13 protein-coding genes are annotated in these 19,519 nt (G+C 67.6%); 5 read left to right on the top strand and 8 right to left on the bottom strand.

The window, feature by feature from the left end:
• Positions 1-25: 25 nt before the first annotated feature.
• The 3 genes from cydD to AC1DIP_RS14370 are packed head-to-tail and all read right to left on the bottom strand — an operon-like array spanning position 26 to position 6,128.
• Positions 26-3,463, bottom strand: coding sequence for a thiol reductant ABC exporter subunit CydD (cydD, locus tag AC1DIP_RS14360; RefSeq protein WP_477734133.1), 3,438 nt, complete (start codon positions 3,461-3,463; stop codon positions 26-28).
• A 1-nt stretch (position 3,464) separates the two neighbouring features.
• Positions 3,465-4,514, bottom strand: coding sequence for a cytochrome d ubiquinol oxidase subunit II (gene cydB / locus AC1DIP_RS14365; RefSeq protein WP_477734134.1), 1,050 nt, complete (start codon positions 4,512-4,514; stop codon positions 3,465-3,467).
• Positions 4,515-4,529: 15 nt separating this feature from the next.
• Positions 4,530-6,128, bottom strand: a complete 1,599-nt coding sequence (locus tag AC1DIP_RS14370; RefSeq protein ID WP_476210588.1) for a cytochrome ubiquinol oxidase subunit I — start codon at positions 6,126-6,128, stop codon at positions 4,530-4,532.
• A gap of 261 nt (positions 6,129-6,389) precedes the next feature.
• On the opposite strand from AC1DIP_RS14370, the gene AC1DIP_RS14375 reads away from it, so the two are divergent.
• Both AC1DIP_RS14375 and AC1DIP_RS14380 read left to right on the top strand, forming a co-directional pair.
• The gene (locus tag AC1DIP_RS14375) at positions 6,390-6,773 is read left to right on the top strand and encodes a BlaI/MecI/CopY family transcriptional regulator (protein WP_018769682.1); all 384 of its coding nucleotides are present in this window, start codon (positions 6,390-6,392) and stop codon (positions 6,771-6,773) included.
• A gap of 6 nt (positions 6,774-6,779) precedes the next feature.
• Entirely contained in the window at positions 6,780-7,772 is a 993-nt protein-coding gene (locus AC1DIP_RS14380) for a M56 family metallopeptidase (protein WP_477734135.1), read from the top strand.
• A gap of 71 nt (positions 7,773-7,843) precedes the next feature.
• On the opposite strand, the gene AC1DIP_RS14385 is transcribed toward AC1DIP_RS14380, so the two are convergent.
• Entirely contained in the window at positions 7,844-9,952 is a 2,109-nt protein-coding gene (locus AC1DIP_RS14385) for a DNA gyrase subunit B (RefSeq protein WP_476210584.1), read from the bottom strand.
• Positions 9,953-10,207: 255 nt separating this feature from the next.
• Here AC1DIP_RS14385 and AC1DIP_RS14390 point away from each other — a divergent pair, with 255 nt between their 5' ends.
• Complete coding sequence (locus tag AC1DIP_RS14390; RefSeq protein WP_013600696.1) at positions 10,208-10,429, top strand: DUF7455 domain-containing protein; 222 nt, start codon at positions 10,208-10,210, stop codon at positions 10,427-10,429.
• Positions 10,430-10,637: 208 nt separating this feature from the next.
• Here AC1DIP_RS14390 and AC1DIP_RS14395 read toward each other — a convergent pair whose 3' ends face one another.
• The 4 genes from AC1DIP_RS14395 to AC1DIP_RS14410 all read right to left on the bottom strand — a co-directional run bounded on the left by AC1DIP_RS14395 (position 10,638) and on the right by AC1DIP_RS14410 (position 16,080).
• The gene (locus tag AC1DIP_RS14395) at positions 10,638-11,945 is read right to left on the bottom strand and encodes an RNA polymerase sigma factor (RefSeq protein WP_477734136.1); all 1,308 of its coding nucleotides are present in this window, start codon (positions 11,943-11,945) and stop codon (positions 10,638-10,640) included.
• 360 nt (positions 11,946-12,305) lie between these two features.
• On the bottom strand, positions 12,306-13,619 hold the full coding sequence (locus AC1DIP_RS14400) for a DUF4192 domain-containing protein (RefSeq protein WP_477734137.1): 1,314 nt from the start codon (positions 13,617-13,619) through the stop codon (positions 12,306-12,308).
• 123 nt (positions 13,620-13,742) lie between these two features.
• A complete protein-coding gene (locus tag AC1DIP_RS14405) occupies positions 13,743-15,089 on the bottom strand; it encodes an MFS transporter (protein ID WP_476210576.1) in 1,347 nt (448 codons plus the stop codon).
• Positions 15,090-15,141: 52 nt separating this feature from the next.
• On the bottom strand, positions 15,142-16,080 hold the full coding sequence (locus AC1DIP_RS14410; RefSeq protein ID WP_477734138.1) for a proteasome assembly chaperone family protein: 939 nt from the start codon (positions 16,078-16,080) through the stop codon (positions 15,142-15,144).
• Between the two features lie 255 nt (positions 16,081-16,335).
• Here AC1DIP_RS14410 and AC1DIP_RS14415 point away from each other — a divergent pair, with 255 nt between their 5' ends.
• Both AC1DIP_RS14415 and lpdA read left to right on the top strand, forming a co-directional pair.
• Positions 16,336-17,859 carry a leucyl aminopeptidase gene (locus AC1DIP_RS14415; protein WP_477734139.1) on the top strand — a complete coding sequence of 508 codons (1,524 nt, stop codon included), beginning with the start codon at positions 16,336-16,338 and terminating at the stop codon, positions 17,857-17,859.
• A 254-nt stretch (positions 17,860-18,113) separates the two neighbouring features.
• A complete protein-coding gene (gene lpdA, locus AC1DIP_RS14420) occupies positions 18,114-19,496 on the top strand; it encodes a dihydrolipoyl dehydrogenase (protein ID WP_477734140.1) in 1,383 nt (460 codons plus the stop codon).
• The last annotated feature ends 23 nt before the right edge of the window (positions 19,497-19,519 follow it).

Consider the following 19,519-nt stretch of genomic DNA (forward strand, 5'->3'; position numbering starts at 1 on the left):
GGCGGCGAAGCGCGTCCGGCCCCGCTTAGCGGGAGGGTGCCAGGGACCGCCGGGACTGTCCGGACGGGGCCGAAAGTTCCAGCCGGGCATCACCTTCGTGGATGTCGGCGGGGTTGTGCGTCACCAGCACCACGGTGCGGTCCCGCAGTCCGGTGCGCAGGTCCGCCAGCATAAGGGCCGCAGACTCCGCGTCCAGGTGCGCGGTGGGCTCATCGAGCAGGATCACTTCCGCGCCCGTGAGGAGGGTCCGCGCCACCGCCAGGCGTTGCCGCTCGCCGCCGCTGAGGAAGGCACCGCCGGGACCGATGCGGGTGTCCAGCCCTGCCGGCAGCCGGCCCACCAGCGTGGAAAGTCCGACGGCGGCCAGGACCGCCTCCAGCTCGCGGTCCGCCGCCGGCGCCGCGCCGTCCTGGGATGGCCTTCCCAGCAGCAGGTTTCCCCTGATGGTGGAATCAAACAGGTGGGCCTCCTGGGGGCACCACGCTGCCCGGCCGGTGACCAGGACCTGTCCTGCTGCCGGCGGCAGGAAGCCCAGCAGCACCGACAAAAGGGTGGATTTGCCGGCGCCGGACGGCCCGGTGACCGCCAGCCAGCGCCCGGGTACTGCCACAGCATTGATGCCGGAGAAGACCGGGGGGCCGCCCGGCCATTCCGCGGCCAGGTCCACGAGCTCAACGCCCGGCACCTCCCGGGCCCGGCGGGAAACGGGCTGCAGTCCCTCGCTCGGTACGCTGCCGCCCGCCAGGGCACCCGACTCCCCCACCCGGTGCATGACGGACCGCAGCGCGGGGTACTGGCGCACCGCCGTCGTCATCGCAGCGTAAGGTTCCACTAGGGAAAGCAGCAGGAGGACCACCACGGCCGCAGTCGCCGGTGCCACCTGGCCCGCGAGGACTGCGGGGCCCGCCAGCCACGCAGCGGCCAGCGCTGCCGTCCCGCAGGCCACCGTGCCAACGGCGTGGCCCATCCCGTCCGCCCAGGCGGAGCGCCGCGAAGCTCGGGTGGCGTCCCGGTCCTCCGCCAGCAGCGCCTCAAGCACGCGTGGTGCCACGCCGTTGGCGTGCAGTTCGGCGCGGGCATCGAGGGCAGCGGTGACGCGGCGCAGCACACCCGAGCGCAGGGACTGTTCGGTGGCGGCGGACTTGCGGTCGCCCCATAAGGCCGCGGCGGGCGCCAGCAGCAGGCCGCTGACGGCCGCACCGCCCACGGCGGGAAGGGCGTCGGGCACCAGGACGCCGGTGGCGGCCACGGCCAGGACAGACACCGCCACCGCCGTGACGGGCGGCAGGACCACCCGGGGCAGGAGGTCCCGGACGGTATCGACGTCGTCAATCACCGTCCCCAGCACGTTGCCGCCCTGCAGCAGCCGGCGCAGCGACAGGGCCCGACGGCTCAGCGACTCCCACAGCCGGCCGCGGAGCCGGGTGAGTGCGGCAAACACGGCATCGTGCAGCAGCAGCCGCTCCCAATAGCGGAACACGGCCCGGCCGATGCCGAAGAACCGGACGCCGACGATGGCGGTCAGCAGGTACAGGATGGGCGGTTGTTCACTGGCGCGGATGATGAGCCAGCCGGACAGGCCGGAAAGCGCAACGGCGAAGAGGGCCGCCAGGGTGCCGACGAAGGCCGCGGCCGCAAACTTCCCCCGCACCGGCGCCAGGAGTGCTGCAAGCACTCGGCCGGTGCCGGGGGCCGCCTTTTCCGGGGCACCGGCGGCCGGGTCCGGTGTGACGGGGTTGTACGTGGAAGCGCGGTCCGTGGCCCCCTCGCCTGCCGCGCGGGCTTCTGCGGGGCCGGCGGCGGGGGCGTCCGGCAGCAACGCGGCATCGGCGCCGTCCTGCCGGGCCGCTGCGTGGGTCCGGCCCGCAGGCGCCACCGGTACCAGCAGGTCCGCCAGCTGCCGCGTGCGCTGGTTGTGGGCCACCAGGATCACCGTGACCTGGCCGCGGAGCCGGCGGATGGCGTCCTCCACGATCACGGCCGACGCGTCATCGAGGTGCGCGGTGGGTTCGTCGAGCAGCAGCAGGGTGGCACCGGCCTCGATCCTGGCCAGGCCGCGGGCCAGTGCGACCCGGCGCAGCTCGCCCGGGCTCAGTTCCGCCTGGTGCTTGGAGGCCAGGTGCCCGGCACCGGCACGTGCCAGGCAGCGGCGGGCAGTTACCTCGGCGGCGAAACGGTCCGGGCCGTGGCTGGAGTCAGGCGACAGGTACAGCAGGACCTCGTCCAGGACGGTTCCGGCCACCATGACGGGGTGCTGCGGCACCCAGGCCACCGCGCGGCGGTCAAGCCCGTTGATGGAGCCGCTGACGCTGGTCCCGCCGCCGTGGCCGATGATGCCGGCAAGGACGCCCAGGACGGTGCTCTTGCCGGCGCCGCTGGGGCCGTCCAGTGCCGTGATCCTGTCCTGCGGTGCGGTGAACGTCAGGGGTCCGACGGCGGTTGCGGACCGCCCGGCGTACGTCACGGTGAGTCCGGTGACCTCGAGCGGGGCACCGGGCCTGCCGGCCTTGGCGGCCGGGAGCGGTTCCGGCTCGGGGGCACCGGTCACGGCGGCCGTTTCCGCGAGCGCCACCCGGCCGTCGTCGCTGGCGTGGTGGGCGGTGCCGAGTTCCCGCAGCGGAAGGTAGCAGTCCGGGGCCAGGAGGAGTGCCAGCAGGCCGGCCTCGAGCGCCATGTCGCCATGGACCAGCCGGACGCCGATGAAGACGGCCACCACTGCCACCGAGATGGTCGCGATAAGCTCCAGCGCCAGGGCGGACAGGAAGGCGGTGCGCAGGGTGCCCATGGTGCGGGAGCGGTATTCCTCCGAGATCTCTTCAAGGGCCTTGCGCTGGGCGGTGGCACGTCCCAGCCCCACCAGGACCGGCAGGCCCTTGGCGAGTTCCAGCATGTGGGCCGACAGCCGCGCCAGGGTGGCCTGGGCTTCCGGCACGCTGTCCTCGGTGTAGCGGCCGATCAGCACCATGAACACAGGGATCAGCGGCACCGTCAGCACGATGACGAGGGCGCTGACCCAGTCCGCGAAAAGGATCCGGGCCCCCAGCAGCAGAGGAACGGCGGCGCAGTTGACCAGCGCGGGCAGGAACTGGGTGTAGTAGCTGTCCAGGGCATCCAGGCCGCGGGTGGCGAGGACCGCCAGGCCGCCGTCGCCGGGACCGGATCCGCGCACGCCCGTGCGCAGGGCCCGCTCCAGCAGTTCCGCGCGCAGTTCCTCCTTCACGCCCAGTGCCGCACGGCGGGCCGCGACGGCCTGGCCCCACACGGTCAGGGACCGGAGGACGACGCCGGCGAGTCCGGCGGTCAGTTGGCTCCCCCAGGCCGGGTTCCCGGCGACGAGTCCGGCCAGGACTGAGGCCACCGCCTGGCCGATCAGCACCAGGGACAGGGCCTTGAGCGCCGCCAGGAGTCCCAGCCAGTAGATCGCCGAGCGGGTGGACGGACCGGCGGGAAATGTTGGCCGCACGTCAGCCCTTGGTGGTGAAGGCCCTGGCAGCGACCGCCGGGAGGAAGCTGTGGGCTTCCGGGATGTGCGCTGCGCTCACCCGGCGGCGGAACACCCAGTAGGTCCATGCCTGGTACGCAATGACCAGGGGAAGGCCGAATGCCGCCACGACGCTCATCAGTCCCAGGGTGTAGTCCGAGGAGGATGCGTTGGAGACGGTGAGGTCGAAGGCGCTGTCCAGCGTGGAGGGCAGCACCACGGGGAAGACCGCACCAAAGATGGATGCCGTGCCCAGCACCAGGAAGCCGCCGAGGGCCAGGAACGCCCTGCCTTCAGCACCCTTCCGGGCCAGCAGCCAGGCCGTAACGGCGGCGGCAACGGCCAGGATGACGGCGGCCCAGGTCCAGGGCTTCCCGTCCATGAACTGGATGGCCAGCGCCCACGCGGCGATGGGCAGCAGCAGGACCGGCAGGAGCCGCACAAACCACTGGCGGGCACGGTGCCGGACGTCCCCGTCGGTTTTCAGGGCCAGGAAGGCCAGCGCGTGCAGGAGCGAGAAGCCCACCACTGCCGCGCCGCCAAGGAGGGCGTATCCGCTGAACCAGGCCATGGGGCCGCCTTCGCGGTCACCGTTGGCGTTCAGCGGCAGGCCGGTGGTGGTGAGGGCCAAGGCGGCGCCGACGCCGGATGCGGCGAGGAAGGAACCCAGCGCGATGGCCCAGTCCCAGCGGTTCCGCCAGCTGTCGGTGTCCACTTTGCCGCGGTATTCGAACGCCACCGCGCGGAAGATCAGGGCCAGCAGGACCACCAGGAGCGGGAGGTAGAGCGCGGAGAACAAGGACGCGTACCACAGCGGGAAGGCCGCGAAGGTGGCACCGCCTGCAGTCAGCAGCCACACCTCGTTGCCGTCCCAGACGGGCCCGATGGTGTTCAGGAGCACGCGGCGTTCGGTGTTGTTGCGGGCGAAGAGCTTCATCAGCATCCCGACGCCCAGGTCGAAGCCTTCGAGGAAGAGGTAGCCGGTCCACAGCACCGCAATGGCGATGAACCAGATGGTGGGCAGCAGTTCCATTGTGTGTTTCCTCTGCTAGTAGGCGAAGGCCAGGACGTCGTCGGCGGGTTTGGGGCCGCCGTCGGGGCCCGGGGTTTCATCCTCGTTTTCGTCCGCGGGTGCATGGGCGAGTTCCGGCATCGCGGAGACCACGCCGCCGCGGATGTACTTGACCAGCAGTTTCACTTCCACCACCAGCAGGACGGCGTAGACGGCGGTCAGGGCCACCAGCGAGGCGATCAGTTCACCGGCGGAGACGCCGGGTGATACGGCGGCGGCGGTGAACATGAATACCTGGTCGATGCCGCTCGGATCAGGGTTGGGTGCCACGACGAACGGCTGGCGGCCCATCTCGGTGAAGATCCAGCCGGCGGCGTTGGCACCGAAGGGTGCAAGGATGCCAAACACTGCCAGGCGCATTAGCCACCGGGATTCCGGCACCGTCCCCTTGCGGGTTATCCAGAGTGCCACCAGCGCAGCCAGCGCGGCGAGGCCGCCAAAGCCGATCATCATCCGGAAGCCCCAGTAGGTGACTTCCATGACGGGCACGTACTGGATCTCCTGGCCGGCGCGGTCACCGTAGATCGGGTTGTCCGGGAGGGTGGTTCCGTATTTTTCCTTGTACTCGGGCAGCAGGCTGTTGACGCCCTTCACCTCGGTGGTGAAGTCACCCTTGGCCAGGAAGGAGAGGATGCCGGGGACCTCGATCACTGCCACGACGTCGTCGCAGTTCTTCGAGCCCACGTTGCCGACACTGAGGACGGAGAAGCCGGTGCCGTCGTGGCACGCGGCCTCGGCCGCGGCCATCTTCATGGGCTGCTGCTGGAACATGAGCTTGCCCTGCAGGTCACCGGTGACGGCAGTGCCGGCAAAGGAGATCATGGCCACCACGGCGCCGATGCGCAGGGAGCGGATCCACACCTTGTAGTCGGCCCGGTCGCGGCCGGAGATCCTGGCGTCTTCGCCGGGGATGACCCGGCCGTCGGCACCCACGGTGTCGACGCCGTCGTGCCGTCTCCGCCACAGGTGGTACCAGGCGATGCCCAGGAGGAAGCCGCCGGCCACGGCGAGGGCGCCGAACAGGGTGTGCGGCACGGCAACCAGGGCGGTGTTGTTGGTGAAGACAGCCCAGGCGTCGGTCATGACGGGCCGGCCGTTGATCATTTCCACGCCCACCGGGTGCTGCATCCAGCTGTTGGCGACGATGATGAAGTATGCGGACAGCGCCGATCCGATGACGGCCACCCAGAGGCAGGCAAGGTGGATGGCGGGCTTGAGCTGCTTCCAGCCGAAGATCCACAGGCCCAGGAAGGTGGACTCGACGAAGAAGGCCAGGAGGGCCTCAAGGGCCAGCGGGGCGCCGAAGACGTCCCCGACGAAGCGGCTGTACTCGCTCCAGGCCATGCCAAACTGGAACTCCTGGACGATGCCGGTGGCAACGCCCATGATGAAGTTGATGAGGAAAAGCTTTCCCCAAAATTTGGTCATGCGCAGGTACTCCGGCTTGCCGGTGCGGTGCCAGGCCGTTTGGATCACGGCGACCACCAGGCCCAGCCCGATGGTCAGCGGCACCATCATGAAGTGGTAGACCGTGGTGATGCCGAATTGCCAGCGTGCGATTTCCAAGGCGTCCATGGCAGTCCCTACTGTTAGCCAATGCAGTTTTCTACGCTTCGTAGAACTGTAACTTCTACACAGTGTAGAACATGGTCGATGGCGGACGAAAACCAATCGCCCTCCCCTAGGATCGCCCACCGGGGCGCGGCGCGCCAGATGTTCTACCCGATGTAGAAGGTTCCGCGTTTTCGGGGTAAATTTAGTTGTGTAGTTGAACAACCGCGTGACGTCACCGGGCGCACTACAGCGCACGGTGCGGGGAAATAAAGGAAAAGTGACATGGCTAGTCTTGGTGAACTGGAACGGGCAGTGATGGACCTGCTCTGGGCGGGCCAGGAAGCGGCTACGGCCAATACCCTGAGGGATCAGTTGGCGCGCACGTCGGCGGCACAGGGCGGCCCCGGCCATGAAGGCAAGGAACTGGCTGTCACCACGGTGCTTACCGTACTTTCCCGCCTGGAGAAGAAGGGCTTGGTTGAGCGCGAACGCGGAACCCGCCCGCACCGCTACCAGGCAGTGTCCAGCCGTGCAGACCACACCGCCGAACTCATGCACGAGGTCCTCGGGTCTGCACCGGACCGCGAGGCCGTGCTGGCCCGCTTCATCGGGTCTGTCTCCGAAGGTGAAGCCGAAACGCTGCGCAAACTGCTGGGCCACCTGTAACACACCATGTTCTGGGCCTCATACCTGCTGGCGGTCCTTGCGATAATCCTGGCGTGGCCGGTGCCGATCCTCCTGTCACGGGCCCAGTGGCCGGCCAGGTCGCCCTTCACGGCCATGCTGTTGTGGCAGGCGATCGCACTCGCAGGTGGCCTCTCCATGATCGGCGCCATGCTGGTCTATGGCCTGGAACCTGTCGGAGACAACCTCATCGCGGGGCTGCGCGCCCTTGCCGGCATGGTGCTCTTTAATGCCCCCACCACGGCGCTGGGGTTCTGGCATATCTTCGCCCTGTCCGCGGCAACCTTGCTCACGGCCCACCTGGTCTTCACCCTGCTGCTGACGTACTACAAAATCCAGCGGCAGCGGCGCCGGCACCGCGAACTGCTCGCCATCCTTGCCTCACCGTCCGGCCAGGACGCCGGAACGCTGGTCATCAGCCATGATTCCCCTGTTGCCTATTGCCTTCCGGGGGGCGCCCGCTCGGTCACCGTCCTGTCGGATGGGCTGATGGCTGCCCTTGAACCGGCTGAGCTCCGTGCCGTCCTGATCCATGAGAACGCCCACCTGAGCCAGCGGCACCACCTGCTCCTCTGGGCCTTCGCGGCCTGGCGGCAGGCCCTCCCCTGGCTGCCCACCACCCGGCTTGCGCAGGAGTCGGTGAATTCGCTGATCGAGATGCTGGCCGACGACGTCGCCCTTCGGACAGAAAGCAAAGCGACGCTCATCAAGGCCATCGCCATTGTGGCCAGCGGCTCGGCGGGCAACGCCGGCAGCGGCGACATCCGGCCGTCGTCCCCTACGCTTGCCCTTTCGGGCCTGGAGGCGGCGTCGGGCGGACCTGGCTCGGAGGCTGTCCGGACGGCAGCTTCCCGGGTCAGCCGGCTCCTGACGCCGCAGCGCCAGCTTCCTGCCGCTGTCCGCAGCGCCGTGCTGGCCGGCTGCATCCTGCTGCTGGCGCTGCCCACCGCCCTGCTGGTGGTTCCCGGACTGCTCGGCTGACGCGCCGCCGGCGCGCACTGCCTCCCGGGGGTTGTGCACCCGGTGGTTGAGCCTGTCGCACCAGGTGGTTGTCAGGCGTCGATGCGCTCCCGGTCCAGGCTGGAGGCGCCGGCAATGATGAAGTCCTTGCGCGGTGACACATCCGAGCCCATCAGCAGGTCGAAAATCTCCTCGGCCTGCTGCGCATTCTCGATCCCCACTTTGCGGAGGGTGCGGTGCCGCGGGTCCATGGTGGTCTCGGCCAACTGCTCGGCGTCCATCTCCCCCAGGCCCTTGTACCGCTGGATCGGCTCCTTGTACCGCTTGCCCTCCTTCGCCAGGCGGGCCAGCAGCACGTGGAGCTCGGCCTCGGAGTAGGTATAGATCATCTCGTTGGCCTTCTGGCCGGCGTTGATGACCTCCACCCGGTGCAGCGGCGGCACTGCAGCGAACACCCTGCCTTCAAGGATCATGGGCCGCATATAGCGGAAGAACAAGGTCAGGAGCAGGGTCCGGATGTGGGCACCGTCGACGTCGGCGTCGGTCATCAAGATCACCTTGCCGTAGCGGGCGGCGCTGATATCGAAGCTGCGGCCGGAACCTGCCCCGACCACCTGGATCAGGGCCGCGCACTCGGCGTTGGAGAGCATATCCCCCACCGAGGCCTTCTGGACGTTCAGGATCTTGCCGCGGATGGGCAGCAGGGCCTGGAAGTCGGAGGAACGGGCCAGCTTGGCCGTACCCAGCGCGGAGTCACCTTCCACGATGAACAGTTCGGAACGCCCGACGTCGTCCGTCCGGCAGTCGGCAAGCTTGGTGGGCATGGAGGAGGTTTCCAGGGCGTTCTTGCGCCGTTGGGTCTCCTTATGCACGCGGGCCGAGATGCGGGACTTCATCTCGTTGACGATCTTCTCCAGCAGCAGTGCCGACTGGGCTTTGTCGTTCCGGTTGCTGGAAGACAGCTTGGCCGAGATTTCGCGCTCCACCACCTTGGCCACGATGGCGCGGACGGCGCTGGTGCCCAGGATTTCCTTGGTCTGGCCTTCGAACTGCGGTTCGGCGAGCCGGACGGTCAGCACGGCCGTCAGGCCGGCGAAGATGTCGTCTTTTTCGATCTTGTCGTTGCCCGCCTTGAGCTTCCGGGCATTGGCCTCCACGGCTTTCCGGAAGGTCTTGATCAGGGCCTGCTCAAACCCCGACTGGTGGGTGCCGCCCTTCGGGGTGGCGATGATATTCACGAAGCTCCGCACGGCACTGTCGTAGCCGATCCCCCACCGGAGGGCCACATCCACCTCGCAGTCGCGCTCCACCTCGGCCAGCTGGCTGTGGCCGCGCTCATCAAGGACCGGGACCGTCTCCTTGAACTTGCCGGAGCCGTGAAGCCGCCAGACGTCCGTGACGGCCGGATCGGCAGCAAGGAACTCGACGAACTCGGAGATGCCGCCATCGTGGTGGAAAACCTCTTCGAAGGGCCCGGACTCCCCCGGGGTGCCGGGGACCCTGCGCTCGTCCCGGACGGTCAGCTTGAGGCCGGGCACCAGGAATGAGGTCTGGCGTGCGCGGGCCACGAGGTCCTCGTAGGAGAACTTGGCGTCGGGGGTGAAGATCTGGCGGTCCGCCCAGTAGCGGATCCGGGTCCCGGTGACGCCGCGCTTGGCCTTGCCCACCACGTCCAGCACGGAGTCATTGACGAACGGCGTGAAGGTAGCTGCCGGGTCCAGGCGGGACCCGGTGTCCTTGAAGCGGCCGGGCTCACCACGGCGGAAGGACATCCTGTACGTCTTGCCGCCCCGGTCCACCTCGACGTCCAGCCGCGAGGACAGGGCGTTGACCACCGACGCGCCCACACCGTGCAGGCCGCCGGAGGCGGTGTAGGAACCGCCGCCGAACTTGCCGCCGGCGTGCAGCTTGGTGAACACCACTTCGACGCCGGTGAGTCCCGTCTTGGGCTCCTTGTCGATGGGGATGCCGCGGCCGTCGTCGTGGATTTCCACGGAGTTGTCCGCGTGCAGGATGATGCGGATGTCGTGGCCGAACCCGGCCAGGGCCTCGTCCACGGAATTGTCGATGATTTCCCAGAGGCAGTGCATGAGGCCGCGCGAGTCGGTGGAGCCGATGTACATGCCCGGGCGTTTGCGGACGGCTTCGAGGCCCTCCAGGACGGAAAGGTGCCGGGCGGTGTACTCAGAGCTGGGTGCCACTGGTGATGAACTCCTTCAGGGACGTCGAAGCGGCGCTGGGACCGCACCTTCTAGGGTAGACCGCCGCAGCGCACAGACCCGCCTGCCACACCGCCGCGCGGTGTGCGGCGCGCCACGGACCGTGGTGACGGGCGGAACTGGGCAGTTCTTGACCGAACCTTGCGGATACGCGCACAGCGAACTTGCCCCATCCTTGCGATGGATTGGATACGAATGCTGGTTATATAGATGTACTGATCTACTAAGGAGGCCGATATGACAACAGCAGTGGCAGACCGCACGCTCAACGCACTGGACCGGTGCGATCGTTGCGGAGCCCAGGCATATGTCCGGGTTGTACTCGAGTCCTCCGGCGGTGAGCTGTTGTTCTGCGGCCACCACGCCCGTGCAGTCGAAGCGACGCTCAAGCCGTTGAGCTCCGACTGGCACGATGAGACGGGAAAGCTTCACGAGAAAGCTGCCGTGGAAATCGACTAGATGAGGCATCGGTAACAACGAACCCTGCGGGACTCTTCCATTCGGAAGGGTCCCGCAGGCGTTTAAGGACGCTAGGCCGGACTGGCCCGGCCGGCACAGAACAGGGCGCCTGCGAACCCGGAGGCAACAGAGCGCAAACAACAGAGGCCGTCCGGGGACCCACTTTTCAGTGGATCCCGGACGGCCTTTGCCTGTCCAGTGCGGGGTCTTAGTCCAGGTAGTCCCGCAGCACCTGCGACCTGGAGGGGTGCCGGAGCTTCGACATGGTCTTCGATTCGATCTGGCGGATCCGCTCGCGGGTCACGCCGTAGACCTTTCCGATTTCGTCTAAAGTCTTCGGCTGCCCGTCGGTCAGGCCGAAGCGCATGGCAACCACGCCGGCCTCGCGCTCGGAGAGGGTGTCCAGTACCGAGTGCAGCTGCTCCTGCAGGAGGGTGAAGCTCACGGCATCAGCGGGAACAACGGCCTCGGAGTCCTCGATGAGGTCGCCGAACTCGGAGTCGCCGTCCTCGCCCAGCGGGGTGTGCAGCGAAATCGGTTCACGGCCATACTTCTGGACTTCGACAACCTTTTCAGGGGTCATGTCCAGTTCCAGTGCCAGTTCTTCGGGCGTGGGTTCGCGGCCCAGGTCCTGCAGCATCTGGCGCTGGACGCGCGCCAGCTTGTTGATGACTTCAACCATGTGCACCGGAATACGGATGGTGCGGGCCTGGTCCGCCATGGCACGGGTGATGGCCTGGCGGATCCACCAGGTGGCGTAGGTGGAGAACTTGAAGCCCTTGGTGTAGTCGAACTTCTCAACAGCGCGGATAAGGCCAAGGTTGCCTTCCTGGATCAGGTCCAGGAAGAGCATGCCGCGGCCGGTGTAGCGCTTGGCGAGCGAGACCACGAGGCGCAGGTTGGCCTCGAGCAGGTGGTTCTTGGCGCGCTTGCCGTCGTGGATGATGAATTCGAGTTCGCGCTTGTACTTCGGATCCATGGATCCGTCGTCCGCGGCGATCTTCTCCTCGGCGAACAGCCCGGCTTCGATCCGCAGCGCAAGGTCCACTTCCTGCTCCGCGTTGAGCAGTGCCACCTTGCCGATCTGCTTCAGGTAGTCCTTGACGGGGTCCGCGGTGGCACCGGCGGACATGACCTGCTGCACCGGGGCGTCGTCGTCGTCCGCGTCGGAGTAGACAAAGCCCTTGCCGCTGCCGGCTGCACCCTTGACGGGATCGGCATCGGTATCGGCATCCTCTACTGCGTCCGGGCCTTCGAGGACGTCGAGGTCTTCCTCAGCGTCCTCAACCTCGTCCGCGTCTTCGGCGGACTTTCCTGCGGCCGCTGCCGCAGCCTTGGCGCCGGGCTTGGGCCCACGCTTCTTGGGCTCGCGCTTGCCGTCCGCTGCAGCCTCGCCTGCCGAAGCCTTGTTGGCAGCGCGTGTGGCTGCCCGCTTGGCATTGGTCGCGGCCTGCTTCTCCTCAGGGGACAAGACATCCTGGGCGGCGGAATCCTTCTTCGTGGAAGACGGGGTCACAGAAAACCTTTCTAGCGGTGGTCTGTGGAATCACCATACGGGCAACACCACTATGACCCTGTCAAGTCCGTGATGAAAACCAAGCGCCACCACGGCCGGCAGAGTCACTTAAGACAACTCCCGGAGCGGCTGTAATGTTCCCTTGCGGGGACGCTTACAAGCACTCGATACACGGACCCAACCGGGTCTCGGCATCCATTGTCTCATGATTTGCCCGGATCCGGCCTCTCCTGCCGCTATCCGTTGCTGCTGCCCCTCCACGGTGCCGCTGACAGTGACCATTACAGTGTCGCCGCGCCGCGCGGCAGCGCACCCCTTCCCTGGGCGGATACCTCCGCGCCGGCCGGTCCCCGGCTCCGATCACTCCCCGGCCGGGACCTCCGGGAACTTCTGCCAGGCCGCATCTTTCCGCGCAGCCCAGCCGCAAAGGGTTCCCCTGCCCACAAGGTCCAGCAGAAGTTCCGCCAGCCGGTACCCCGGCTCAAGCTCAAGGGCCTGCCCCAGGTAGGCAGCCGAGTACGATCCGCGGCCCCGGCACCACGAGACCCAGCCCCGGAGCGTCAGGGCTGCCGCGGCCGCAGTGCCGCCCAAAGCAGCCAGCTGGGCAAGAACCCGGTCCAATGTTTCCAGGGCCTCCCAATCGGGAACCTCGGGTGCCATGCCCATGAGGACCTCCCCGTAGCCTGCGGGAACGGATCCGGCGCCCGTTCCGGTCACCCGCACGGGACGCGGCACCCGTGGACGGACCGCCCCGGGCACCGCGGGGGCGGCCCCTGCCCGGCCCCGCCCCGGTGATCGGCGCGCAGCTGACGCCGGCGGCAACAGCGGCAGCGGCACCACGCAAGCGTCGTTGCCGTCGCCGGCCGGGTCCTTGAAGACAGCAAACTGGTCGGCTCCGGCCGCCGCAGCATTCCTGCCGGCGGCCGCCATCACCAGCACGGCATCGCGCCAGGTGGGGCAGAGCAGGGTGGCCCTGAGGAAGGCGTCCCGCTCGACGTCCGGGATCCACGGCCCGGACCCGGACCGCTCGAGCAGCATCTCCCAGAAGTCGAGCACGGCATTGAACTGCTGCCTGCTCCCGGAGCGCCTGCCAAGCTGTTCTTCCCAGCCGGCCTGAGCCTCGTTGACAGCTGCCAGGTGGATGGCGGGGACGGAAGCTGCCGGGCCGCCGCCTACTGCCGGAGCCGGGCCGACGCTGCTGCCCCTGTATACCATTTCGGTGTTCAGCGTGCTGTCCCGGATCTGCTGCACCGGGCGCCCCGGAAGCGGGCAGCACGAAGGATCGGTGCACAGTGCGTCGCGCCAGTAGTTCTCCCCCACGAACCAGGCATCCCGGACGGGCATCCCGGCCCTAGCCAGGACTGACTGCACCACCAGGACAAGGCGGTGGTAGGCGGACGGCGGAGCCATCATCGCGTCGCTGGTGAAGACGGCAAGCAACGAGCCGTCAGCTTCCTGGTCGGACGCCAGGTAACTCCGGACGGCGCCGGCAAAACCGGCGGGGTCTGCCTGGACGTCCGGCCCCGGGAGGTCGAGCCGCAGCGTGGCGCCGAGCCTGGTGCCGTGCAGCGTGATGGCCACCAGACTGGAGGCAGGCCGGTACCCCAGGGAATGTGGAATGAAACCGAGAATATCTTCGGGTCCGCGGACTGTGAGTCGTTCTGAAGCTGTCATGGCTCCAGCTTTTGCCCGGACGCGGCGCCCGGTAAGGGAGTTCCCGCTGTAAGTGGACAAGTGCGGCCGCCCGGGGACCCGGGGTGGTCAAGACCGCATCAAACGCGGCCTGTGCAGGAGCAGTCAGTCGTCGCGGGGCGTTGTCTGGCGGCGGCGCGCCAGGCTTTCACGGCGTTGCCGGGCCAGCGCGCTGCGCAGCGGCGGCACCACGATCCCCTGCGCCGCCATCTGCCGGCGCACCTTCCGCCGTGAGGCGATGATGGCGGCGGCGCCGAAGGCCAGGACCAGGAACTGGACGCTCAACGCCAGCCGGAAGGGGTCCAGTCCGTACAGCACCCCCTGGGAGAACCCGGAAGCGTAGAGGACGTCGAGCACCAGGCCGATCAGGAAGATCGACACCAGGGCCGCGATGAAGCCGCCGACGTTGACGATCCCGGTGGCAGTGCCGATCCGGTGCGCGGGATTAAAGGTCCGGGCGAAGTCGAAGCCGATCATGGAGCCCGGGCCGCCGATGGCGAGCACCACCACCAGGCCGGCCAGCAGCCACAGCGGGGCACGGCCGGGCAGCAGCAGCACGGCCGCCCACGCGGCGGCTGTTCCCCCCGCTATCAGCAGCACCATGGTGGAACGGCGCAACGGGTGCCGCGACACGAAGCGTCCAATGAAGGGGCCGACGGCCATGGCGGCAGCGACGTAGAGCGCCATCAGGGCGGCAACGGTTCCGGCATCCAGTCCCTGCCCGGAGATCAGGAACGGATAACCCCAGGTCATGGCAAAGACGGTGCCGGAAAACTGGATGGTGAAGTGGCTCCACATTCCCAGCCGGGTACCGGGCTGGCGCCAAGCGCGGGCAAGCGATGCACCGGTGGCCCTGAGCCCCTGCCGGGCGTGCGGCCGTTCGCTGCCGGGCGGCGCGTCCTGCAGCATCAGGACGACAAGTACGACGGCGAGAGCGGACATTCCGGCCAGCATCAGGAAGGCCGGGGTCCATCCGGACAGGTGCAGCACCAGCGCGAAAGGCAGGACGCTGAACAGCTGCCCCAGCTGCCCGGACATCCCTGTCAGCTGGGTGACCAAGGGCACACGGGCGGGAGCGAACCACAACGGAATGAGCCGGATCACGGAGATAAAGGTCATGGCGTCGCCGGCGCCCACGAGCACGCGGCCCAGGACTCCCCCGGGGATACTTTCGGCAAAGGCGAGCTGCAGCTGTCCCAGTCCCATCAGGACCGCACCGCCGGCGATCATGGCCCGCGATCCGAACCTGTCCACCAGCAGGCCCACGGGAATTTGGAGGCCCGCGTAGACCAGCAGCTGCAGGACGGTGAAGAACGAGATGGCAGAGGCGGTGGCGTGGAACCGCTCGGTCGCCTCCAGGCCCACCACACCAAACGAGGTCCGCTGCGCCACGGCCACCAGGTACCCGAAAATTCCAATGGTCCAGATAAGCCAGGCGCGGGGTGCAGTCACTCCTTTATTATGCCCGTCCCGCGGGCGCACCCCCGGATGCTGTGACGCCGCGCTACTGCCCGGGGTTCTCCCTGGCCAGGTAGGCCTCCACCGCGGCACCAAGGTCGTCGGCGTCGGGAAGCTCGTCGTTTTCATTGGCCAGCAGCGACCGCCGCACCATGCCGTCTGCCTTCTCGTCATAGCGGGTTTCGAGGCGGGAGACCACCTGCTGGACCTCTTCGGAGGCCTCGATCTGCTCGGCGATTTGGCGGCTGACCTCACGGCCCGATTCCCGGAGCCGGTCGGTGGGCAGCATGAGGGACGTGGCGGCGCCGAGGTATTCCAGGCCGGCGACGGCGGCGGTAGGGTATTCAGCTTCGGCAAGGTAGTGCGGGACGTGGATGACGTACCCGGCTACGTTGCGTCCGGCCTCGACGAGGCGCAGCTCCAGGATATGCCCGACGGCCGCGGGAACTTCCACGGTGGGCTTCCATACCGAGATGCCCTCGATCAGCTCGGGCCGGTTTCCGTGCACGGTCACGCCCACGGGGCGGGTGTGCGGCACGGGCATCGGAATGGAGTGGATCCAGGTGACCAGGTTGACGTCCAGCTTCTCCACGATGTTAACGACGGCGCGGGCAAACCGTTCCCACTGCAGGTCCGGTTCGAAGCCGGCCAGGAGGAGGAACGGCTTCCCCAGCCCGTCCACCAGGCGGTAGAGGGCCAGCCGGGGCTCCTGGTAGTCCTCAATGTGGTCCTCGACGAAGCTCAGGTGCGGCCGCCGGGAGCGGTAGTCAATCAGCTGGTCCGCGTCGAAGACCGCGACCGGCTGGGTATCAAGGGAATCCAGCAGTTCCGCGTTGATCTGCTTCACCACGTGGCCGGCGTCGGCAAACCCGGTGAAACCCATGACCAGGTTCAACCCCTGCAGTTCGGGGCTGTGGAACAGCTCGATGTTGCTGGCATAAAGCGCGTCGGGGTCCAGCAGGGAGCCGGAAATCCGTTCAAGCACGGCATGTTCCTTTCAGGGTGCGGGTGGACATCATTCATAACGCTGTACGGGCACCCGGCATTCCACGGGCCGGTGTGGCGCACCTCTCAGGAAATTCCCCTGCTGCGCCGGTGAAGGGCTACGATCGGAACTGGCCTGCCAGCCGGGCCTGAACCCACCCGGTGACCGTCCGGAACGGCCGGATCCGGGCCATCATGGCAGCGCGCCCAACATGCATCCCTGCCCGAACGTTTCGAGAATTGAGGACTCATCCCTGTGGTCAAGAATACTGAAGTCAACCTTAGTACCGTCTCGCGGGACCTGAAGAAGAGCCCCAGCGACGCAGTGGTCATCGGGGTGGGGCAGGGAACCGATGGCCCCGTCCTGCTGGAGAACCCGCTGACGGCAAAGTCCGCAGAAGCACTCGCGGACTCACTCAAGGCACTCGGGGTGAGCGGCGCTGCGGACCAGCTGGTCCGCCTGCCGGGCCTGCCCGAGACCGGTGCCGGCATCCTGGTCCTGGCCGGCGTCGGAAAGGTCCCCGCCGCGGGAGCAATCACAGGTGAGGCACTCCGCAGGGCAGCGGGGTCGGCCGTGCGGCAGCTGGCCGGCCTGGCCACGGTCACCCTGGCGTTCCCGACGGCGGCAGTGGCGGACGTGGCGGCGCTCGCCGAGGGTGCCGCGCTGGGCGCCTACTCCTTTACCGAGTTCCGGTCCTCAACGGACGGGCTCAAGGATCCGGTCCGCAACGTGATGATCTTCACCGAACTTGCCGGCACCGCAGAACTCGAAGCCGCCCTCAAGCGTGCCGGACTGGTTGCCAAGGCCGTGAACCACACCCGCTCCCTGGTCAACACGCCGCCCAGCCACCTGTACCCGGAATCATTCGCTGAGGCGGCCAAGGACCTGGCCAAGGGCCTCCCCGTCAAGGTCACCGTGTGGGATGAGAAGCGGCTGGAAAAGGAAGGCTTCGGCGGCATCATGGGCGTGGGCAAGGGCTCCACGCGCCAGCCCCGCCTGGTCAAGGTCGAGTACGCCCCCGCCAAGGCGACCGCCAAGATCGCGCTCGTCGGCAAGGGCATCACGTTCGACACCGGCGGGATCTCGCTCAAGCCGGCCCTGAACATGGGTGACATGAAGAGCGACATGGCCGGTGCCGCCGTCGTCCTCAACACCGTCCTGGCCCTCGCGGGACTGGGCCTGCCGGTGAAGGCCACCGCCTGGCTCTGCATTGCCGAGAACATGCCCGGCGGCGGTGCCTCACGCCCCGCCGACGTCCTGACCATGTACGGCGGCAAGACCGTGGAGGTCCTCAACACCGACGCCGAAGGCCGGCTGGTCATGGCCGACGGCATCGTTGCCGCCAGCCGCGAACTCCCCGACGCCATCATCGACGTGGCCACCCTGACCGGCGCACAGCTGATCGCACTGGGCAACCGCACCGCCGGCGTCATGGGCTCGGACAGTGTCACCGGTGCCCTTAAGTCGGCGGCGGACCGTGCGGGCGAGCTGGTGTGGCCCATGCCCCTGCCGGAGGAGCTGCGCCCCACGCTGGACTCCCAGGTAGCGGACCTGGCCAACATCGGCGAACGGCACGGCGGGATGATGACCGCAGCCGTGTTCCTGCGCGAGTTCGTGGGTAAGGACAAGGCAGGCGAACAGATCCCCTGGGCCCACATCGACATCGCGGGACCGTCCTTTAACAACGGAAGCCCGTACGGCTACACACACAAGCAGGGCACCGGATGCACCGTCCGGACCCTGGTGGCCTACGTGGAAGACATCCTGGCCGCCGCCTGAGAAACCGCTGCAACCCCCGTGCCACGCGGCCCTGCGGCCAGGTGATTCCTGTGCCACAGAGCCGCGTGACACTGGACACAAGCGCTCCACAAACGCAGTGCCAAGGTGGAGCATGGATAGGTGGTTCGCTAAGGTGAACCACGGTAGTCACAAATGCAAGAGAGTTGCCCTGCTGACATAATCACGGCAGTGCAAGTTCCAAGACCAGATGATGCGCGCTGAACGCGTCATCGTTCACGCGAGGGAGCGTTTTAGTGGCCGATCAGGCAACTGCGCAAGAATTCGACATCCTGGTACTCGGTGGCGGCAGCGGCGGATACGCTGCAGCGCTGCGTGCGGTACAGCTCGGCCTCACCGTCGGCCTCGTGGAGAAGGGCAAGCTGGGCGGCACCTGCCTCCACAACGGCTGCATCCCCACCAAGGCCCTGCTGCACTCCGCAGAGCTGGCCGACCACGCCCGTGATTCCGCCAAGTACGGCGTGAACGTCACCCTCGACGGCATCGACATCAACGCCGTCAACGCGTACAAGGACGGCATCATCGCCGGCAAGTACAAGGGCCTGCAGGGCCTCATCAAGTCCAAGGGCATCACCGTCATCGAGGGTGAAGGCAAGCTGCAGGGCACCGACACCGTCGTAGTGAACGGCACCGCCTACAAGGGCAAGAACATCGTCCTGGCCACCGGCTCCTACTCGCGCACCCTTCCGGGCCTCGAAATCGGCGGCAAGGTCATCACCTCCGACCAGGCGCTGACCATGGACTTCATCCCCAAGAGCGCCATCATCCTGGGCGGTGGCGTCATCGGCGTCGAATTCGCTTCGGTCTGGAAGTCGTTCGGCGTGGACGTCACCATCGTCGAAGGCCTGCCCTCCCTCGTTCCCAACGAGGACGCCACCATCGTCAAGAACTTCGAGCGTGCCTTCAAGAAGCGCGGCATCAAGTTCTCCACCGGCATCTTCTTCCAGGGCGTCGAGCAGAACGACGACGGCGTCAAGGTCACCCTGGTGGACGGCAAGACGTTCGAGGCAGACCTGCTGCTGGTGGCCGTGGGCCGTGGCCCCGTCACCGCCAACCTCGGATACGAGGAAGCGGGCATCACCATCGACCGCGGCTTCGTCATCACCAACGAGCGCCTCCACACCGGAGTCGGAAACGTCTACGCCGTCGGCGACATCGTCCCCGGCGTGCAGCTGGCCCACCGCGGCTACCAGCAGGGCATCTTCGTGGCCGAGGAAATCGCCGGCCTGAAGCCTGTAGTGGTCGAGGACATCAACATCCCCAAGGTCACCTACTCCGAGCCCGAGATCGCCACCGTTGGCTACACCGAGAAGGCTGCCAAGGAGAAGTTCGGCGAAGACCAGGTGCAGACCCAGGAATACAACCTGGCCGGCAACGGCAAGAGCTCCATCCTTGGCACCTCCGGCCTGGTCAAGCTGGTCCGCCAGAAGGACGGCCCCGTGGTGGGCGTCCACATGATCGGTGCCCGCATGGGCGAGCAGGTGGGCGAAGCCCAGCTGATCGTGAACTGGGAAGCCTACCCGGAGGACGTTGCGCAGCTGCTGCACGCCCACCCCACCCAGAACGAAGCCCTCGGCGAAGCCCACCTGGCGCTGGCCGGCAAGCCGCTGCACGGCTAGTTCCCCCAGCATTACCAGGCCCG

This window comes from Pseudarthrobacter sp. 05T312, from assembly GCF_056396685.1.

What these genes read in the sequence shown, in the direction of transcription:
- AC1DIP_RS14390 (WP_013600696.1), top strand. Translation starts at nt 10,208, where the DNA reads ATGACAACAGCAGTGGCAGACCGCACGCTCAACGCACTGGACCGGTGC.
- cydB (WP_477734134.1), bottom strand. Translation starts at nt 4,514, where the DNA reads ATGGAACTGCTGCCCACCATCTGGTTCATCGCCATTGCGGTGCTGTGG.
- AC1DIP_RS14375 (WP_018769682.1), top strand. Translation starts at nt 6,390, where the DNA reads ATGGCTAGTCTTGGTGAACTGGAACGGGCAGTGATGGACCTGCTCTGG.
- AC1DIP_RS14380 (WP_477734135.1), top strand. Translation starts at nt 6,780, where the DNA reads ATGTTCTGGGCCTCATACCTGCTGGCGGTCCTTGCGATAATCCTGGCG.
- AC1DIP_RS14400 (WP_477734137.1), bottom strand. Translation starts at nt 13,619, where the DNA reads ATGACAGCTTCAGAACGACTCACAGTCCGCGGACCCGAAGATATTCTC.
- AC1DIP_RS14370 (WP_476210588.1), bottom strand. Translation starts at nt 6,128, where the DNA reads ATGGACGCCTTGGAAATCGCACGCTGGCAATTCGGCATCACCACGGTC.